The 16,891-nt window shown below is 66.9% G+C and carries 16 protein-coding genes and 1 tRNA gene; 9 read left to right on the top strand and 8 right to left on the bottom strand.

Annotated elements, in window-relative coordinates:
- Window positions 1-4: 4 nt before the first annotated feature.
- Together NX02_RS06520 and treA are read left to right on the top strand one after the other, a co-directional pair.
- Window positions 5-919, top strand: a complete 915-nt coding sequence (locus NX02_RS06520; RefSeq protein ID WP_025291387.1) for a response regulator transcription factor — start codon at window positions 5-7, stop codon at window positions 917-919.
- A gap of 106 nt (window positions 920-1,025) precedes the next feature.
- The gene (gene treA, locus NX02_RS06515) at window positions 1,026-2,603 is read left to right on the top strand and encodes an alpha,alpha-trehalase TreA (protein ID WP_025291386.1); all 1,578 of its coding nucleotides are present in this window, start codon (window positions 1,026-1,028) and stop codon (window positions 2,601-2,603) included.
- A 49-nt stretch (window positions 2,604-2,652) separates the two neighbouring features.
- On the opposite strand, the gene NX02_RS06510 is transcribed toward treA, so the two are convergent.
- The 4 genes from NX02_RS06510 to NX02_RS06495 all read right to left on the bottom strand — a co-directional run bounded on the left by NX02_RS06510 (window position 2,653) and on the right by NX02_RS06495 (window position 8,473).
- Window positions 2,653-4,074 carry a sulfatase family protein gene (locus NX02_RS06510; protein WP_047099748.1) on the bottom strand — a complete coding sequence of 474 codons (1,422 nt, stop codon included), beginning with the start codon at window positions 4,072-4,074 and terminating at the stop codon, window positions 2,653-2,655.
- Between the two features lie 43 nt (window positions 4,075-4,117).
- A complete protein-coding gene (locus NX02_RS06505) occupies window positions 4,118-6,538 on the bottom strand; it encodes a TonB-dependent receptor (RefSeq protein WP_245648783.1) in 2,421 nt (806 codons plus the stop codon).
- 139 nt (window positions 6,539-6,677) lie between these two features.
- Window positions 6,678-7,766: an alpha/beta hydrolase gene (locus NX02_RS06500; RefSeq protein ID WP_025291383.1), complete on the bottom strand. Its 1,089-nt coding sequence runs from the start codon at window positions 7,764-7,766 to the stop codon at window positions 6,678-6,680.
- 32 nt (window positions 7,767-7,798) lie between these two features.
- Window positions 7,799-8,473: a TetR/AcrR family transcriptional regulator gene (locus NX02_RS06495; protein WP_025291382.1), complete on the bottom strand. Its 675-nt coding sequence runs from the start codon at window positions 8,471-8,473 to the stop codon at window positions 7,799-7,801.
- Window positions 8,474-8,593: 120 nt separating this feature from the next.
- On the opposite strand from NX02_RS06495, the gene NX02_RS06490 reads away from it, so the two are divergent.
- From NX02_RS06490 to NX02_RS06480, 3 genes are all read left to right on the top strand, one after another.
- Window positions 8,594-8,860, top strand: coding sequence for a CopG family ribbon-helix-helix protein (locus NX02_RS06490; RefSeq protein ID WP_025291381.1), 267 nt, complete (start codon window positions 8,594-8,596; stop codon window positions 8,858-8,860).
- Window positions 8,857-9,069, top strand: coding sequence for a type II toxin-antitoxin system RelE/ParE family toxin (locus NX02_RS06485; RefSeq protein WP_047099747.1), 213 nt, complete (start codon window positions 8,857-8,859; stop codon window positions 9,067-9,069). The genes NX02_RS06490 and NX02_RS06485 overlap by 4 nt, the downstream gene beginning before the upstream one ends.
- 75 nt (window positions 9,070-9,144) lie before the next feature.
- Entirely contained in the window at window positions 9,145-10,467 is a 1,323-nt protein-coding gene (locus tag NX02_RS06480) for an IS701 family transposase (protein ID WP_025290687.1), read from the top strand.
- Between the two features lie 209 nt (window positions 10,468-10,676).
- On the opposite strand, the gene NX02_RS06475 is transcribed toward NX02_RS06480, so the two are convergent.
- Window positions 10,677-11,807, bottom strand: coding sequence for an aminotransferase class I/II-fold pyridoxal phosphate-dependent enzyme (locus tag NX02_RS06475; protein WP_025291380.1), 1,131 nt, complete (start codon window positions 11,805-11,807; stop codon window positions 10,677-10,679).
- A 100-nt stretch (window positions 11,808-11,907) separates the two neighbouring features.
- Here NX02_RS06475 and NX02_RS06470 point away from each other — a divergent pair, with 100 nt between their 5' ends.
- From NX02_RS06470 to NX02_RS31350, 3 genes are all read left to right on the top strand, one after another.
- Window positions 11,908-12,309: an EVE domain-containing protein gene (locus NX02_RS06470; RefSeq protein ID WP_025291379.1), complete on the top strand. Its 402-nt coding sequence runs from the start codon at window positions 11,908-11,910 to the stop codon at window positions 12,307-12,309.
- A 491-nt stretch (window positions 12,310-12,800) separates the two neighbouring features.
- Complete coding sequence (locus tag NX02_RS06465) at window positions 12,801-13,445, top strand: hypothetical protein (protein WP_025291378.1); 645 nt, start codon at window positions 12,801-12,803, stop codon at window positions 13,443-13,445.
- Between the two features lie 73 nt (window positions 13,446-13,518).
- On the top strand, window positions 13,519-13,710 hold the full coding sequence (locus tag NX02_RS31350; RefSeq protein WP_084717635.1) for a hypothetical protein: 192 nt from the start codon (window positions 13,519-13,521) through the stop codon (window positions 13,708-13,710).
- On the opposite strand, the gene NX02_RS06460 is transcribed toward NX02_RS31350, so the two are convergent.
- Both NX02_RS06460 and NX02_RS06455 read right to left on the bottom strand, forming a co-directional pair.
- Window positions 13,679-13,749, bottom strand: a tRNA-Gly gene (locus NX02_RS06460). The genes NX02_RS31350 and NX02_RS06460 overlap by 32 nt on opposite strands.
- A 125-nt stretch (window positions 13,750-13,874) precedes the next feature.
- Window positions 13,875-14,261 carry a VOC family protein gene (locus NX02_RS06455; RefSeq protein ID WP_025291377.1) on the bottom strand — a complete coding sequence of 129 codons (387 nt, stop codon included), beginning with the start codon at window positions 14,259-14,261 and terminating at the stop codon, window positions 13,875-13,877.
- A 95-nt stretch (window positions 14,262-14,356) separates the two neighbouring features.
- On the opposite strand from NX02_RS06455, the gene trmFO reads away from it, so the two are divergent.
- Window positions 14,357-15,670, top strand: a complete 1,314-nt coding sequence (gene trmFO, locus NX02_RS06450; RefSeq protein ID WP_025291376.1) for a methylenetetrahydrofolate--tRNA-(uracil(54)-C(5))-methyltransferase (FADH(2)-oxidizing) TrmFO — start codon at window positions 14,357-14,359, stop codon at window positions 15,668-15,670.
- A gap of 101 nt (window positions 15,671-15,771) precedes the next feature.
- Here trmFO and recA read toward each other — a convergent pair whose 3' ends face one another.
- The gene (gene recA / locus NX02_RS06445) at window positions 15,772-16,842 is read right to left on the bottom strand and encodes a recombinase RecA (RefSeq protein WP_025291375.1); all 1,071 of its coding nucleotides are present in this window, start codon (window positions 16,840-16,842) and stop codon (window positions 15,772-15,774) included.
- Between the last annotated feature and the right edge of the window lie 49 nt (window positions 16,843-16,891).

The following is a 16,891-nucleotide window of genomic DNA, read 5'->3' as shown; positions in this document are numbered from 1 at the left end:
TCCCATGCCCGCTGACCCGCATCCGCGCGAAACCGTGCTCGTGGTGGACGACACGCCCGAAACGCTGCGCTTCCTGACCGACACGATCGACCGCGCCGGCATGACCGCGCTGATCGCCACCAATGGCGAGAATGCGGTGGAACTGCTCGATCATATCACCCCGGGGCTGATCCTGATGGACGCGGTGATGCCCGGCATGGGCGGGTTCGAAACAACGCGCGCGATCAAGCGCAACGCCGCCTGGGCGCATATCCCGGTGATCTTCATGACCGGGCTGACCGAGAGCGAGCATGTCGTCGAGGCGCTGGATGCGGGCGGCGTCGATTATGTGCGCAAGCCGATCGTGGTCGAGGAATTGCTGGCGCGGGTGCGCGTCCACCTCGCCAACGCCCGCATCAGCCATGGCAGCCAGATCGCGCTCGACGCCACCGGCCGCCACCTGATCGCGGTCGACGGCGCGGGCCGCCAGCGCTGGTGCACCCCCCAGGCCGAGCGCGAGCTGACGCAGATCGACCCGCTCTGGTCGCGTGAGCGCGCCGCCCCGCCCGAGGCGATCATGCCCGCCTTGCTGCGGCTGCTCGCCGATCCGTCCGCGGGCAGCAGCAAGGTCGACGTCGGCGACGCGACGATCGAACTCGTGCTCGTCACCCGCGCGCGCCACGACGAGATCCTCATCCGCCTCAACGTGATGCGCCAGGGCGCCGACGTGCAGCGCCTGCAGGATCGCTACGCGCTCACCCTGCGCGAGGCGGAGGTGCTGCTGTGGATCAGCTATGGCAAGCCCAACCGCGTGATCAGCGAGATATTGGGCATCAGCCCGCGCACCGTGAACAAGCATCTCGAACAGATCTTCGAGAAGCTCGGCGTCGAGACCCGCGCGGCGGCGGCGGCGTTCGCGGTGCGGACGATCTCCAACTGAGATCCCCGCCCCGGCCGCCCCGGCCGACACGGTCGCAATCCGCACGGCACGGCGCTATGCCTCCATCGGCGACCGGCCGCGTCGCCCGCATAACCGATGGAGTTGGATGTTGAAGCAGGTCAGACTTTGCCTCGTCGCCCTCGCCCTGGCGCTGGCGCCGGCCGCGGCGGAGGCGCAGCAATCGCCCGCCGAGCTGTTCGGCCCGCTGTTCGAGGCCGTGCAGACCAGCCGCGTCTTCCCCGATGGCAAGACCTTCGTCGACGCCGTGCCGAAGCGCGATCCGGCGGCGATCCTGGCCGATTACCGCAGCCGGCCGCCGGCGGACGCCGCCGCGCTGCGCGCCTTCGTGCTCGCCAATTTCAAGGTGCCCGGCGTCAACGACCATGAGGCGGCGGACGTGCGCCGCCACGTGCAGGCGCTGTGGCCGATGCTGGTCCGCCAGCCGGTGGTGCCCGAGGCGGGCAGTTCGGCGATCGCGCTGCCGCAGCCCTATGTCGTCCCCGGCGGCCGCTTCCGCGAAATGTATTATTGGGACAGCTTCTTCACGATGCTGGGCCTCGCCGTCGATGGCCAGCAGCCGCTCGTGGAATCGATGCTGGCCGATTTCACCGAGGTGATCGAGCGCCACGGCCATATCCCCAACGGCATGCGCACCTATTATCTCAGCCGCTCGCAGCCGCCCTTCTATGCGCTGATGCTCGATCTCTCGCGCGACGCGGATCCGGCCACCGCGGCGCGGCGGCTGGCGGCGCTGCGGCGCGAACATGGCTATTGGATGAAGGGCAAGGATTGCCTCGACGAGAGCGGCGCCTGCCAGCGTGTCGTGAAAATGCCCGACGGCACCTTGCTCAACCGCTATTATGATGATCGCGACACGCCGCGCGACGAATCCTTCGCGGAAGACGTCGCGACCGCCGCCGAAGCGAAGCAGGCCGGGCGCAGCGCCGCCATCGTCCAGCGCGATCTGCGCGCGGGCGCGGAGAGCGGCTGGGATTTCAGCAGCCGCTGGCTTGCCGACGGCAGGTCGCTGGCGACGATCCGCACCACCGGGATCGTGCCGGTCGACCTCAACAGCCTGATGCTGGCGATGGAGGAACGCATCGCCGCGCGCTGCAAGACGGCGGGCGACGCCGCCTGCACGACCGTGTTCACCGCGCTCGCCGGCAAGCGCAAGGCCGCGATCAGCCGCTATTTCTGGGTCGCGCGCGAGGGCCGTTTCGCCGACTGGGACCGTGAGACGCGCAAACCCACCCCGGCGCTGAGCGCGGCTTCGCTCTATCCGCTGTTCGTCGGCGCGGCGACGCCCGCGCAGGCCAAGGCGACCGCGACGACGGTGCGCGCCAGGCTGCTGGCCCCCGGCGGGCTGCGGACGACCACGGTGCGGACCGGGCTGCAGTGGGACGTGCCCAATGGCTGGGCGCCGCTGCAATGGGTCGCGATCGACGGCCTCGCCCGCTACGGCGAAACCGACCTCGCCCGCGACATCGCCGGCCGCTGGATGGGCACCGTCGCGCGCGCCTATGCCGAGACCGGCAAGATGCTGGAGAAATATGACGTCGAAGAGCGCAAGCCCGGCGGCGGCGGCGAATATCCCAATCAGGACGGCTTCGGCTGGACCAACGGCGTGGCGAGCGCGATCGACGAGCGCTGGCCGGATCTGATGAAGACCGCCGCCGCGCAATGACCGTTCCCCGGGCCCGCCGGCGGCACGCCACGGCGCGTCGGATCCCCGCTCATGGCTTGTGCTGCAGATGGGCGAAGGGATCGGTCTGCCCGGCCAGCCAGGGATCGCGCGTCGCCGCGCGCACGGCGCGCAGTTTCCCGCGCAGATCGTCGAGAACGCGCTTCTGCGCGGGATCGCTGGCGAGGTTGACCAGTTCGTCGGGATCGCGCGCGAGGTCGTAAAGCTCCTCGGCGGGGCGCTTGAGATAGGCGCGCTGCGTGCGCTTGCCGAGGCGGATCGCGGGATCGGCGGCGATCGCCTGCCAAGATGGCGACCCCGCGACGTCGCCGGCGATCGGATAGTCGAGCGGATGCGCGAGGTTGAGGATGTAGCTGTGCGTGCGCGTGCGAATGCTGCGCATCGGATAATATTGATTGATCTCGTGGAAGTCGTGGCTGGCGAACACCTCGTCTCGCCCCGCCCCGCCGCTCTTCCCCAGCAGCGGCAGCAGCGAAGTGCCCGACAGCTTGTAGCCACTCGGCGGATCGACCCCGGCGAAGGCCAGCACGGTCGGCGCGATATCCACCCAGCTCACCATCGCGTCGTTCACCGCCGCCGCCGTACCGGGCGCGCGGACGATCAGCGGCAGGTGCAGGCCGGGGCCGTAGAGGTTGGTCTTGGCGCCGGGAAACGGCCGGCCGTTGTCGCTGAGGAAGATTACCAGCGTATCCTCGGCGCGCCCGGTGGCGGCGAGGTCGTCGAGGATCATGCCGATGCCGGTGTCGAGCCGGCTGAGCGATTCATAATAGCCCGCCAGATCGGCGCGCACCGCCGGCAGATCCGGCAGATGCGACGGGATCGGCACCCGCGCCGGATCGTAATGCTCCGCCGTCACACCCGGCCACGGGCGCTCATTGCCATAACCGCCCGCGGCGCGGTGCGGATCGCTGTAGGCGACCGTGACGAAGAAGGGCCGGTCGTCGGTGGAGCGGATGAAGCTGGTCGTGGCGATCGCCAGTTCGCGCACGTCGCGGATGCCTGAGCGTTCCGGCACCAGTTCGGCTTCGTAGGGAAAGGCGCTGTCGGGGCCGACATGCTTCTTGCCGACCAGCGCAGTCGCGTAGCCTGCGCGCCGCAGCATCGCCGGCAAGGTCTCGATGCCGTCGAGCAGCGACTGGTGGTGCACGTCGTGCTGCAGCCCGTACATGCCGTTCTGGTGCGTGTAGAGTCCGGTGTTGATCACCGCGCGGCTGGGGCTGCACGAGGAGACCGCGGCAAAGGCGCGGGTGAAGCGCGTTCCCTCCCCCGCCAGCCGGTCGAGCCGCGGCGTGCGGATCGGCACGCCGTAGCAGCCCAGATCCAGCCCCTGATCGTCAGAGATCATCAGCAGGATATTGCGCTGCGGGTTCGCGCCGGCGGCACGCACCGCCGGCGCGATCGCGGCGCCGGCCGCAAGGCCGGACGTCGCCCGAAGGAAGCTGCGCCGATCCATCGTCAGGTCTCCCGCGACAACCGGATGGCGCAGCCGCCCCCGATCAGAAGCTGTACGCGGCGCTGAACCGGAAGGACCGGCCCAGGATCGGGCGCGCGAGGATCGGGCCCGATCCCTGCGATCCGATGATGCGCGGATTGCCCTCGGTCAGCCCCAGCTCGTCGGTCAGGTTGTTGCCGGTGACCTGCAGCTTCAGCCGCTCGTTGATATCCACCGAAACGCCCGCATCGAGCTGGTAGAAGCGCGGCAGCAGCTGGTTGTTCTCGGGGTCCGAGAAGCGGTCGCCGGTATATTGCAGGGTCGCGAAGATCGAGGGGGTGAAGCCGCCCACGTCCAGCTCATAGGCGGGCGTCACGCGCCATGCCCATTTCGGCTGGCGCTGCACGCGGTTGCCAGTGTTGTCGATGGTGCCGCCGCCGCTGAAGAAATCCTCGTAGGTGGCATCCAGATAGGTGCCCGCCGCCGACACGCTGAAGCCCCGGAACGGCCGGATCTGGCCTTCCAGCTCGACACCGGTCGCCTTCGCGCCGCCGATCGCGCTGACCGGGGTGTTGTCGATGAGCTGCGTCGTCGCCAGACCTTCGAACTTGTTGTGGAAGACCGTGGCGTAGAGGTTGGCATAGGGCAGCGACAGCTTCAGCCCGCCTTCATAGGTATCCACCTGCGCGGTGATGAACAGCCCCTCGCGCAGATTGTCGAACTGCGGGAAGCTGTTGCCGCGGCTGTAGCGCAGGAAGACGCCGATCTGGCTGGTGAAGTCGTAATTGGCGCCGGCCGTCCATGACCATTCGTCTTCCGAATAGTCGACGAAGCGGCGTTCGCCGAACACGTTGGTCGCGTTGTCGTAGAGCGTCGTCGGATCGCCATCCTGGTTGATCGTGCCCGAGGGCGTGCGGATCGCCGCATCGACGATGTGCTTCTGCCAGCGGATGCCGCCGTCGATGCGCAGTTCGGGTGTGATCTGCAGTTCGTCGACCGCGTAGAAGGCATAGTCCTGGCCTTCATAAAAGGCATCGACGAGGAAGCCCGCGCCCGAGGTGAAGCCGTCGCGCGTGGCGATGCGGCCGTCCCCCAGCGTCAGGTTGAGCACCCGCGCATTGGGTTCGGCAGCCAGCAGCACCTGGTTGCCCAGCGCCCAGCGGTCGCGCGTGTTGTACGCAGCGTAATAGAAGCCGCCGGTCAGCTTGTTGTTGCCGCTGGTGAATTCGAGGCCGAGATCGTTGACGAAGGAGTCGATCTTCTTGCGCACCTCCCAGATGCCCGCGCGCATCACCTGCGCCGAGGCACCGCCGGAAACCGCGCCGCCGCCATTGGCATAGGTGAGGCTGCCGACGGTCGCGCCGGCGCCGCCCAGCGTCACCGCCATGTCCGCGGCGCTGCGCGGCGGATCGGTCGGCACGAGGCCGACCGTATCGGCATTGCCGCCCAGGTAGGACAGGCGCTCGCGCAAGCGCAGCCCATCGACCAGCTCATATTCGAAGGCCAGCCCGGCGTTGATCACGTCGGCGCCACGGCCCTCCGCCAGATCGAGGGTCCGCCCGGCATTGTTCGTCGTGATCCGCGTTTCGCGGCCCGGGAGCGCGCCGGTGCCGGCGTCGAACCCGGGATAGGCGCTGACACTGCGGCCGTTCTGGATCACCGGGATCGGCAGCAGCCACTGCCCGCGATCGTTGAGATAGCGGACATAGATGTCCACCGTGCCGCGGGTGTCGAAATCATGGTGGATGTTGGCGGTGATCTGGCCGCCCTTCTCGCCACGGAACTGCGGATCGCGGATGCCGTTGCCCTGGGCGTAGAAGCCGCCGATCATGAAGCTGGTATCTTCGCCGAGCGGACCCGAGATCCACGCATCGCCGCGCACCTCGTCATAATCGGTGTATGAGACCTTCGCGAGGCCGTGCAGCGCGCTGCCGCCGGTCCGCTGGACGACGTTGACGGTCAGGCCCGGCTGGCCGTTCGAGAACAGCGATCCCGTGCCCCCGCGCACCGCCTCCACCCGCTGGACGGTCTCGTCGAGCCGGATCAGCTGGGAGTTTTCGAGGAACGACAGGGTCGGCGGCGGGAAGATCGGCACGCCGGCGACCTGGAAGGTCACGAACTGCGCGTCGCCGCCCGAGGGGTAGCCGCGCACGAAGATGTTGGCGCCGTTCTGGCCGCCCGAGCTTTCCGCCATGACGCCCGGCACGGTGCGGAGAAGATCCGCGGTGCTGTTCGGCGCCGCGCGCGCGATCGTGTCGGCGCTCAGCGTGGTCACCGCGAACGACGCGTCCTGACGGCGCGTCCCGCCGCCGGCGGTGCCGACGACGACGATGTCCTCACCCGTTTCCTCCTGCGGGGCGGGCTCGGCTTCGGTGGTTTCGGCGGGGGGCGCAGCTTCGGTCTGCGCGACAGCGGGCGTGGCCCAGATCAGCACCGCGGGCGAGACGCCCAGCAGAAGCGCCTGAACCGATGAGCGGATCATCATGACTATGTCCCTTCCTGTTCTCTTTCAGCGGCGGTCTTTGCGCCATTGCGCGTGACCTAATGCCGGGGGGGACAGTCGGCAATGCGAAGAGGCTGCTGCCGGGTTAACCATTGCAGCAGTGTGACATTTGTGCCGCTATTCAGCGCGCGGATTGGTCAGGCCCGAGCGAACGCCTCTCACCTTCTGTCGCAGCCCGGGCGGGACGGGATAGGTGCCGATCGAAGAAGCGCGCGATCAGATCATAGGCCTCGATCGATTCCGGCATGTCGGGCCAGACGAAGAAGGCGTGCGGCAAACCGTCGAACAGCTGCAATTCGCTCTCGACGCCCAGCCGCGCCAGCCGCCGATGCGCGAGGGTCAGCGCGCCGACCGCGAAGTCGCGCCCGCCCGCCAGCAGCAGGGTGGGCGGCATCGCGCGCACCTCGTCGTCGGACATCAAGGGATAGGCGGCCCCATCCGCCGCCGGCACGCCCGCCATATAGGCGGTGGGCAAGGTCGGCGGCAGCGGCGCCGGATTGCGCGGGGCGCCCCCGGTGATCGGATCGGCGAGGAACGGGCTGTCGCCCGAATAGGGTGCGCCGGTGCCGCAGAAGGTGCCGATCGCACCGGGGCGCGGCAGCCCCGCCTTGCGGATCCATGCGGTTGCCTGCGCGGTGATCACCCCGCCCGCCGAGCAGCCATAGATGCCGATGTTGGCGGCGGGATGATGCTTCAGATAGGCGCGATAGACCGCGGCCACATCCTCCGAAGCGGCAGGATAATGATGATCTGGCGCCAGCCGGTAATCTACCGTCACCACCCTGATCCGCATCCGCGCCGCGATCGGGATCGCCTCCACCAGCGCGCCGCTGCCCGATCCCCACATGAAGGCGCCGCCATGGACGTTGATCAGCACGCGATCGCGGTTGGCGGGCGCGATGCCGTCGGCGGGCTCGACGATGTCGACGGTGACGCCCGCGATCGTCTCGCGCCGCTCGGTGGTGCGGAAGTGCCGGCGCATCTCGGCGAGCCGATCGTCATTGTAGGTCTGATAGAAGGCACGCTGCTTCGCGACGTTGCCGGCGATCTCGCTGGGCGCAGTCGCGGCGCGCATCCGGTCGAACACCGCCCGCGCCTCCGGGCTGAGCTGGTTGGAGACCGGCAATGTGAAGGACGGCACCTGGACATCCTGTGCCGCGGCGGGAATCGCCGCCGACGCGGCAAGAGCGAATGCGATGACGCGCTTCATATCCTCTCCATCCTCTTCGTTTTTGCCGCCGCTCAGCCGCGCCGCGCGGCCAGCGCATCGAGCACCGTTTCCAGCGCCGGGCGCCAGTCGACCGCCGCCGCCTCGTCGGCATAGGCGCCGGCGGCGGCGCGCAGGTGCGGCAGTTCATCCTCGTCCCACGCGGCGAGCGCGGCGGCGAGTTCGCGCGCCTGGCTCGTGCCCCGCGCCGCGAGCGCCGCGAAATGATGCGCGGCCACCGCGGCGCCGAGCACGATCTTGGCGACCGCGCGATACAGCGCCATCGCCTCGTCACGGTCGAAGCCGCGCGACGCGAGCGCGCCCAGGAAGCCGTCGACGAACTCCAGTTCCACCGCGATGCCCCAGCGCGCCTCGATGAAGCCGATCACCAGCGCCGGTTCCTGCCCCACCGAACTGAACAGCGATGCGGCATAATCGCGCACGATCTCCTGCCAGGGCTGCCCCATGTCCGCCGGCGCGGAGCGGATCGCCCGCCGCCCCGCCGCCAGCCGGATCAGCGCCTCGCGGCTTTCGACATAGCGATAGACGGTGGCGATGCCGACGCCGAGCCGCGCCGCGAGATCCTTCATGTTGAGCTCGGCCAGCCCCATGTCGATCGCGGTATCGAGCAGCCGGTCGAGCGTCAGCCGGCGCGGACGGCCCACGGATCGGGAGGAAAGGGCGCGGTCTCCGGTTGGCACGGCCTGCATCTTCCCGATGCCGGGCGGCGGATCAAGCGATCTGTTGGGGCCGTCTGTGGGTCGGGTGGCCTTGTTGGCCCCACCCGTCTCGATTAGATTTCGACGGGATCGATTGAGGATGACAGGATCATGGCCGCAACCCGCGTGTTGACCGCGCATGTGCCGAACGACCTTGCGGACAGGGTGGACCTGCTCGCGGCGCGGATCGAGCGGTCGCGCGAATGGATCATGAGGCAGGCCTTGGCGGCATGGCTGGATCGGGAGGATGAGCGACACGCGCTGACGCTTGAGGCGCTCGCGGATGTCGAAGCCGGTCGCCTTGTCGATCATCGCGCCATTCTCTCCTGGGCAGATAGCCTGTCGAGCGAAACGCCGCTGCCGCCGCCATCGGCGTGAACATCCGCTGGACGGGCAAGGCAGCGTCCGATCTCGCGCGCCTTCACGAGCATCTGAAGCCAGTGGCGCCCGATGCTGCTGCGCGCATCGTCCAGCAATTGGCCCTAGCACCGAACCGACTGGCCGATTTCCCCCGGCTGGGCGAACGGCTGGAAGCCTATGATCCCCGTGAGGTTCGTCGACTGATCGTCGGTCACTACCCCTACTGAGTCAGAAGAAGGGGGGATTCGGTACCGGCGCAGATGTGATAGGCTCGGTGATTCAAACTGAGCTGGAGGGTCGGGATGGAGGGTCGCTGGACGGAGGAGATTGAAGCGCGTTTTGACGCTTATGTCGATCGTCTTGTGAAAGTGATCGGGCATGCGGACCGAGCCGAACCGTTGAGGGATTATTGCACGGGACTGCTGCTTCCCGTGGAGCGCAAGAGCGTGGAGCCGCTGGCGGCGGTGGTTCGGCCTGACCGGGTATCGGCGAAACACCAGTCGCTGCTGCATTTCGTGGGTCAGGGCGGCTGGTCGGACGAGGCGCTGATGGCGTGTGTCCGCGAGCAGGTTCTGCCGGTGGTGGAGCGCGACGGCCCGGTCGAGGCCTGGATCATCGACGACACGGGCTTTCCCAAGAAGGGGAAGCATTCGGTCGGCGTGGCGCGGCAATATTGCGGACAACTCGGCAAGACCGAGAACTGCCAGGTGATGGTCAGCCTGTCGTTGGCGACCGAGACGGCGAGCCTGCCGGTTGCGCACCGGCTGTTCCTGCCGGAGGCCTGGGCGAACGACGCCGAGCGGCGGCGCAAGGCCAGGGTGCCCGAGGATATCCCCTTCCGGTCCAAGACCGGGATCGCGCTCGATCAGCTCGCGGCGGCGATCGCGCAAGGCTTGCCGCCAGGCGTCGTGCTGGCCGATGCCGGCTATGGCGGCGCCGCCGATTTCCGCCAGGGCGTGACCGATCTGGGCTTAGCCTACGCGGTCGCGATCCGCCCCATCACCAATGTCTGGCGCCCCGGCGAGGCGCCGCCGCCACGCTCCAGAACGCACCGCCGTGGCCCTCGGCCTGGTGAGCAGAAGCTGCCCAAGCACGCTCATCAACCGGTTCAGGTCAAGGCGCTCGCGCTCGAGTTGCCCGACAGCGCGTGGCAGACCGTGACCTGCCGCCAGGGATCGAGCGAACCGCTCGGCGGACGCTTCGCTTTCCTGCGGCTATGCTGTGCCAATGGCGATGGCCTGCGCGCCAATCCTTCCCCCGAGCTATGGCTCATGATCGAATGGCCACAAGGCGACCCCGAACCCGCCCGCTTCTGGCTCTCCACCCTGCCAGCCGACATCGCCACGACCGAACTCGTCCGCCTCACAAAGCTGCGCTGGCGCATCGAGCGCGACTATCTCGATCTCAAGCAGCAATGCGGCCTCGGCCACTATGAAGGCCGCGGATGGCGCGGCTTCCACCACCATGTCACCCTATGCATCGCCGCCTACGGATTCCTCATCTCCCAAATGGAGACGATTCCCCCCTCAGCCCTCCACCATCCGCTATCCCGCCAAAAACCTCCCATTCCCAAAGCCTATATCCCGCGCGGCGCTCCCCGTTCGGCCGCAGCGCCATGTCCATGACTCCATCGCCACCATCCGCATCCACCTCGCCGCCGCCATCGTCAGGCGCCTAGCTCGATGTCCCTGCTGTCTCGCGCCTCAATCCAATATCCGATCTTTATGACGCAGTAGGGCTACGAACTACGATATGAGATCGTGACTGACACGATCATCGTTCTCCGCCTCTGGCATGCGCGAGAGAATCGCAGCGCCGGGCCTGAAGCCCAAGCTTAGCCCGCCGCGGCGAACCACGGCCGCAGCCGGTCCAGCGCCTGCTCGACGCGGCCGGTGGAGACCGCGAAGCTGAAGCGGATGAAGCGGTTGCCGTCGACCGGATCGAAATCGATGCCGGGCGCGGTGGCGACCGCGGTGTCGCGCAGCAGGCGCGCGCAGAACGCCAGGCTGTCGTCGGTCAGGTGGCCGATATCGGCATAGATGTAGAAGGCGCCATCCGGCGGCGCGATGCGGCGCAGGCCGAGCGCGGGCAGCGCCTCCAGCAGCAGCGCGCGGTTGCGGCGATAGGTGTCGACATGCCCCTCGAGTTCGTCGCGACAATCGAAGGCGACGAGGCCGGCATGCTGGCTGAGCGAAGGTGGCGTGAGGAACAGATTGCCCATCCGCGCGCGCGCCGCGGCGATCGTGTCGGGCGGCACCACCAGCCAGCCGAGGCGCCAGGCCGCCATGCTGAAATATTTGGAGAAGCTGTTGATGATGAACGCGTCGGGGGCGAATTCCAGCAGCGACCGCGCCGGCTCCACATAGGAAAGCCCGTGATAGATCTCGTCGGAAAGGATGCGGATGCCGCGCTGCGCGCAGACCCCGGCGATCGCGCGCAATTCGCCGGCATCGATGATCGTGCCGGTGGGATTGGCGGGGCTCGCGACGATCACGCCATCGGGCGCGGGGTCGAGCGCTGCGATGGCCGCGGCGCTGATCTGGAAGCGTTCGGCGGGGCCGCACGGGATCTCGACCGGTTCCATCGAGAGCGCCTTGAGCGTGTTGCGATAGGCGACATAGCCGGGCCGCGCGAGCGCGACGCGGGCGCCCGGCGCGAAGGCGCTGGTCAGCGCGAGCACGAAGGCGGGCGACGCGCCGCAGGTGAGGATCACCTGCTCGGGATCGACCGCCACGCCATGTCGCTCGGCATAATGCGCCGCGATCCGCTCCTTGAGCAGCGGGCTTTCCCAATAGCCCATGCCGTCGGTGTCGAGCACATGATGCGCCCGTTCGATCGCCTGCCGCGGCGCGCCGGTGGAGGGCTGGCCGAACTCCATATGGATCACCGGATGGCCTTCCACGCCCATGCGATGGGCGATCCGGCTGATCGCGATGGCGTGAAACGGGTCGATTTGCGCGGTCATCCACGCCCCCTAGCGATCGGGGGCGGCCGCGACCAGCGGTCGTTGAGTCACGGCGCGCGGCATGGCAAGCCTGTGCGAACCGACCGACAGGGGAACTGCGATGGCCTATTGGCTGATGAAGTCCGAACCCGAGGCCTATAGCTGGGAACAGCTCGTAAAGGATGGCAGCACCGAGTGGGACGGCGTCCGCAACAACGCCGCGCGGCTGCACCTGAAGGCGATGGTCCCCGGCGACCAGGCGCTGTTCTACCACAGCGGCGACGCCAGGGCCGTGGTCGGCATCATGGAAATCAGCCGCGGCCCGCAGGCCGATGGCGCGGACGGCCAGTGGGTGTCGGTGCAGGTCAAGCCGGTCGCGCCGCTGGCGAAGCCGGTGACGCTCAAGGAAATGAAGGCCGAGCCCCGGCTGGCCGAGATGCAGATGATCCGCCAGTCGCGGCTGTCGGTGTCGCCGGTGACCGATGCGGAGTGGGCGGTGCTGACGGGGCTGGCGAAGGGTTAGCGCGGCGCGGCCGGGGTGCCAACAGGCCAGCAGAATGGGAGGCGACGCCGCGGCTAGTTCAAGCACTCGGGAATTTTGATCGGTTGAGAAAGGCGAATATCAAGACTCCACAAAATTTCGTCGACGTTCACCTGCCCCTCTGGCGACTCCGCCTTCACCGCAAAGGCTATACAATGGTCCTCTACATAAAAATCGGTCCATTCGGGAAGCAAGGTTTCGCCGGTATATCCTTCTGCTCGACCGAGTTCGGCGTACCGCTCAACCCACCATCGACGATCATATGCAACTCGAGCGCGCGATTATACGAATGCGGCGGTGGCGCAGGGCTGCCGCCTTCGCGCTCCAAAGCGAACTGTTGCGATCGTGGAAGTCGCGTTCATCGCGAGTCACTGAACTATCCTCTGATCGTCGGCATTCGATTCGCGCCATTGCTGGCGGAACCTTTCTACGACTATCGGAAGAGTTAGAGACTGACAGGTGAGGTTCGACCTATGCAGATGCCGAAGTGGCTTGATCCGATCATCATGATCTTTCTCGGCGTTGCGTATTACAGCATGCTTTTTGCCTCCATCTGCGCCGCCATTTTCATGGTCTACAAGGGCGGCGAATTCATACTCGCAAAGGCCCCCGCCCTCGCAGACTGGAGATTGATCACAATATATGGCTCCTTCATCGGAGCATCAATTAGCGTTAGCGGCGCTCTTTTTATCGCCAATCTCAATTATCGACGGCAGCGTAAGCGCGAAATCCGGATGCTTCGAGATGCGCTGGCAACAATTCTGTCGATATGTCGAACCGACCGCAAATCCGTTGAAACGAAAGACGGAGAACTCAGCTTTAACGCCATGCGTCACGAATTCTTCGCCGAGGACATCGGGCGCGCACTGCGCTTGCCAGCCATAATAGAAAAACACGAACTCGATCGAGTTATAGACAATCTTTTTGTAATCGACGAACTAAACGAAATTCAAGAAATGCTTTCTAAAGACGGATCGTGCGGCCGCATACTCAAGAAACTTGCTGGCGCTCAAAATGCAATCGAGTATGTTGCCGCGGCTGAGGCGGCGAGGACACCCCTCGACGAACTTGAGTCCATCGCTGATCGGCTTCGCGAATACGTACACCGCCTCCGATAGAGTCAGAATTCGCATCTGCCGCATCAATGCCTCCGAAACTGGATCGTGACGTCGGCCTACCAACAAAGCGCGCATGGAAGCCCACCCGATCCTGCGCAGCCTCATCGATTCGGTGGACTTGGTGCCGGCCAATCAGGGCCGCGGCGTCGACGTGATCATCACCGACCGCCTGCACGCAATCCTTGCACTGGCGACGGGGAAGCGGGAGCCGGCGGAGATTTCGACACGGGCGGAGCGGGTGAAGGGAATCGAACCCTCGTCGTAAGCTTGGGAAGCTTCTGCTCTACCATTGAGCTACACCCGCAAACCCGCAGAAAATCTAGGGTTTTTCGTGCCGGTCAAATTTCATTCCAACTCTCGCGGAGTCGGAATTCCAACTTTTCCGGCGGGGCTCTCATTGGCGGGCGGCGGAGACGCTGTCAACCGGCCTCAGTCCCGATGGCACACCGCCTCGACATTGATCCCGTCCGGATCCAGCACGAACGCCGCATAATAGTTCGGATGATAATGGGCGCGGATGCCGGGGGCGCCATTGTCGGTGCCGCCGGCGGCGAGCGCGGCGGCGTGGAAGGTGTCGACGGTGGCGCGGTCGTCGACGGTGAAGGCGATGTGGGTGCCCTCCCCCACCCGTTCGTTGTCGCCGATCCAGAAGAAGGGGTGATCATCCTTGCCGAAGCCCAGCGCGGTGCCGCTGGCCTGGGTGCGCTCGGGGCCGACCTCCATCAGCAGCGCGATGCCGAGCGGCGCGAGCGCGGCCAGATAGAAGGCGCGCGACCTTTCCAGATCGCTGACCGCGAACCCGACATGATCGATCATTCTCGCCTCCTCCGCCGCATTGGCCTATGGCCCACCGCCTGGTCGCCGGACGGGCGGCCGGTGGATTCCGAATTCTAGACAGGTAAGGTTACGGCGTGACGGCGCATCAGGTCCATATCATCGGCGGCGGTCTGGCAGGGTCGGAGGCCGCGTGGCAGCTCGCCCAGGCCGGCTTCTCCGTGCGGCTGTCCGAGATGCGCGGGGTGGAAGGCACGCCCGCGCACCAGACCGACCGGCTCGCCGAACTGGTCTGTTCGAACAGCTTCCGCTCCGACGATGCCGACAGCAACGCGGTGGGCCTGCTTCACGCCGAGATGCGGACGATGGGATCGCTGATCCTGAGCCGCGCCGATGCGCATCGCGTGCCCGCCGGCTCGGCGCTGGCGGTCGATCGCAACGGCTTTTGCGATGCGGTGACGCAGGCGGTGGAGGCGCACCCGCTGATCGAACTGGTCCGCGAGCGCGTCGACATCTTGCCCGAGGGCCCCGCGATCATCGCCACCGGGCCGCTCACCGCCGCCCCCCTCGCCGCCGCGATCGCCGGCGAGACCGGCACCGAGGCGCTGGCCTTCTTCGACGCGCTGGCGCCGATCGTCCATCGCGACAGCATCGATTTCGACATCGCCTGGTTCCAGTCGCGCTGGAACAAGGGCGACGGCAAGGATTACATCAACTGCCCGCTCGACCGGGAACAGTATGACGCGTTCATCGCCGGTCTGCTGGAAGGCGAGAAGAGCGCGTTCAAGGAATGGGAGAAGGACACGCCCTATTTCGACGGCTGCATGCCGATCGAGGTGATGGCGGAGCGCGGCCCCGAGACGCTGCGCCACGGTCCCATGAAGCCGGTGGGGCTCGACGATCCGCGCACCGGGCGCTGGCCGCACGCGGTCGTCCAGCTTCGGCAGGACAATGCGCTGGGCACGTTGTGGAACATCGTCGGCTTCCAGACCAAGCTGAAGCATGCCGAGCAGGTGCGGCTGTTCCGTACCATCCCCGGTCTCGAGAACGCCCAGTTCGCGCGGCTGGGCGGGCTGCACCGCAACACCTTCATCCAGAGCCCCAGGCTGCTCGACGGCGAGTTGCGGCTGCGCTCGCGCCCCAACATCCGCTTCGCGGGCCAGATCACCGGCTGCGAGGGCTATGTCGAATCCGCCGCGGTGGGGATGCTCGCGGGGCGTTTCCTGGCCGCCGAACTGGCAGGCACCACGCTCAGCACGCCGCCGGCCACGACCGCGCTGGGCGCGCTGCTGGGGCACATCACCGGCGGCGCGGCGGCGGAGACCTTCCAGCCGATGAACGTCAATTTCGGGCTGTTCCCACCGGTCGAGGGCAAGAAGCGCAAGGTCGATCGCAAGATGCAATATACTGCACGCGCCCGCGCCGACCTCGAAAGCTGGCTGGCGGCCTGACGCTCGCGCCCCGCCCGGTATACGACAAGGCCCGCCGCGTCCGGTGACGCGACGGGCCTCGGGTGCTTGAAACGGGGTTCGTGTCCCGGGCCTCGTCAGGCTCAGAGATCGTCGTCCGCCTCGGGTCCCACCATCATCTCTTCCGCCACCTTCTCGGTGCGGCTGCGGATCGCCTTTTCCAGGCGCGCCATCACTTCGGGATTGTCGCGCAGATAGGTCTTCGCATTTTCGCGGCCCTGGCCGATCCGGATCGAATCATAGGAGAACCACGAACCGGACTTCTCGACGAGGCCGGCCTTCACGCCGATGTCGAGCACTTCGCCGGTCTTGGAGACGCCCTCGCCATACATGATGTCGAATTCGACCTGCTTGAACGGCGGCGCCACCTTGTTCTTCACCACCTTCACGCGGGTGGTGTTGCCGACGATTTCGTCGCGATCCTTGATCTGGCCGGTGCGGCGGATGTCGAGGCGGACCGACGCGTAGAATTTCAGCGCATTGCCGCCCGTCGTCGTCTCGGGGCTGCCATACATCACGCCGATCTTCATGCGGATCTGGTTGATGAAGATCACCGTGCAGCGCGAGCGGCTGATCGAACCGGTGATCTTGCGCAGCGCCTGGCTCATCAGGCGGGCCTGCAGGCCGACATGGCTGTCCCCCATCTCGCCCTCGATTTCGGCGCGCGGCACCAGCGCCGCCACCGAGTCGATCACCAGCACGTCGATCGCGTTGGAGCGCACCAGCGTGTCGGTGATCTCCAGCGCCTGCTCCCCGGTATCGGGCTGGCTGACGATCAGCTCGTCGATGTCGACGCCCAGCTTCTTGGCATAGCCCGGATCGAGCGCATGTTCGGCATCGATGAAGGCGGCGGTGCCGCCGATCTTCTGCGCCTCGGCGATCGCGTGGAGCGCCAGCGTGGTCTTGCCCGACGATTCGGGGCCGAAGATCTCGATGATGCGCCCGCGCGGCAAGCCGCCGATGCCGAGCGCGATATCCAGCCCCAGCGATCCGGTGGAAACCGATTCGATCTCGATCTTTTCGCGGCTGCCCAGCTTCATCGCCGAGCCCTTGCCGAAGGCGCGATCGATCTGCGCCAATGCTGCTTCGAGTGCTTTCTGCCTGTCCATATTTCCCGCCGAATCCGCGCCGATGACCCGAAGTTGCGCTGCCATGGGCCAAGCCTCCCGTAGTCGCTCCGCGCGAACCGTTCAACGCGGTGGC

The sequence above is a fragment of the Sphingomonas sanxanigenens DSM 19645 = NX02 genome (genome assembly GCF_000512205.2).
GTDB classification, from domain to species: domain Bacteria; phylum Pseudomonadota; class Alphaproteobacteria; order Sphingomonadales; family Sphingomonadaceae; genus Sphingomonas_D; species Sphingomonas_D sanxanigenens.
This window is presented reverse-complemented; position numbering and strand designations above follow the sequence as displayed.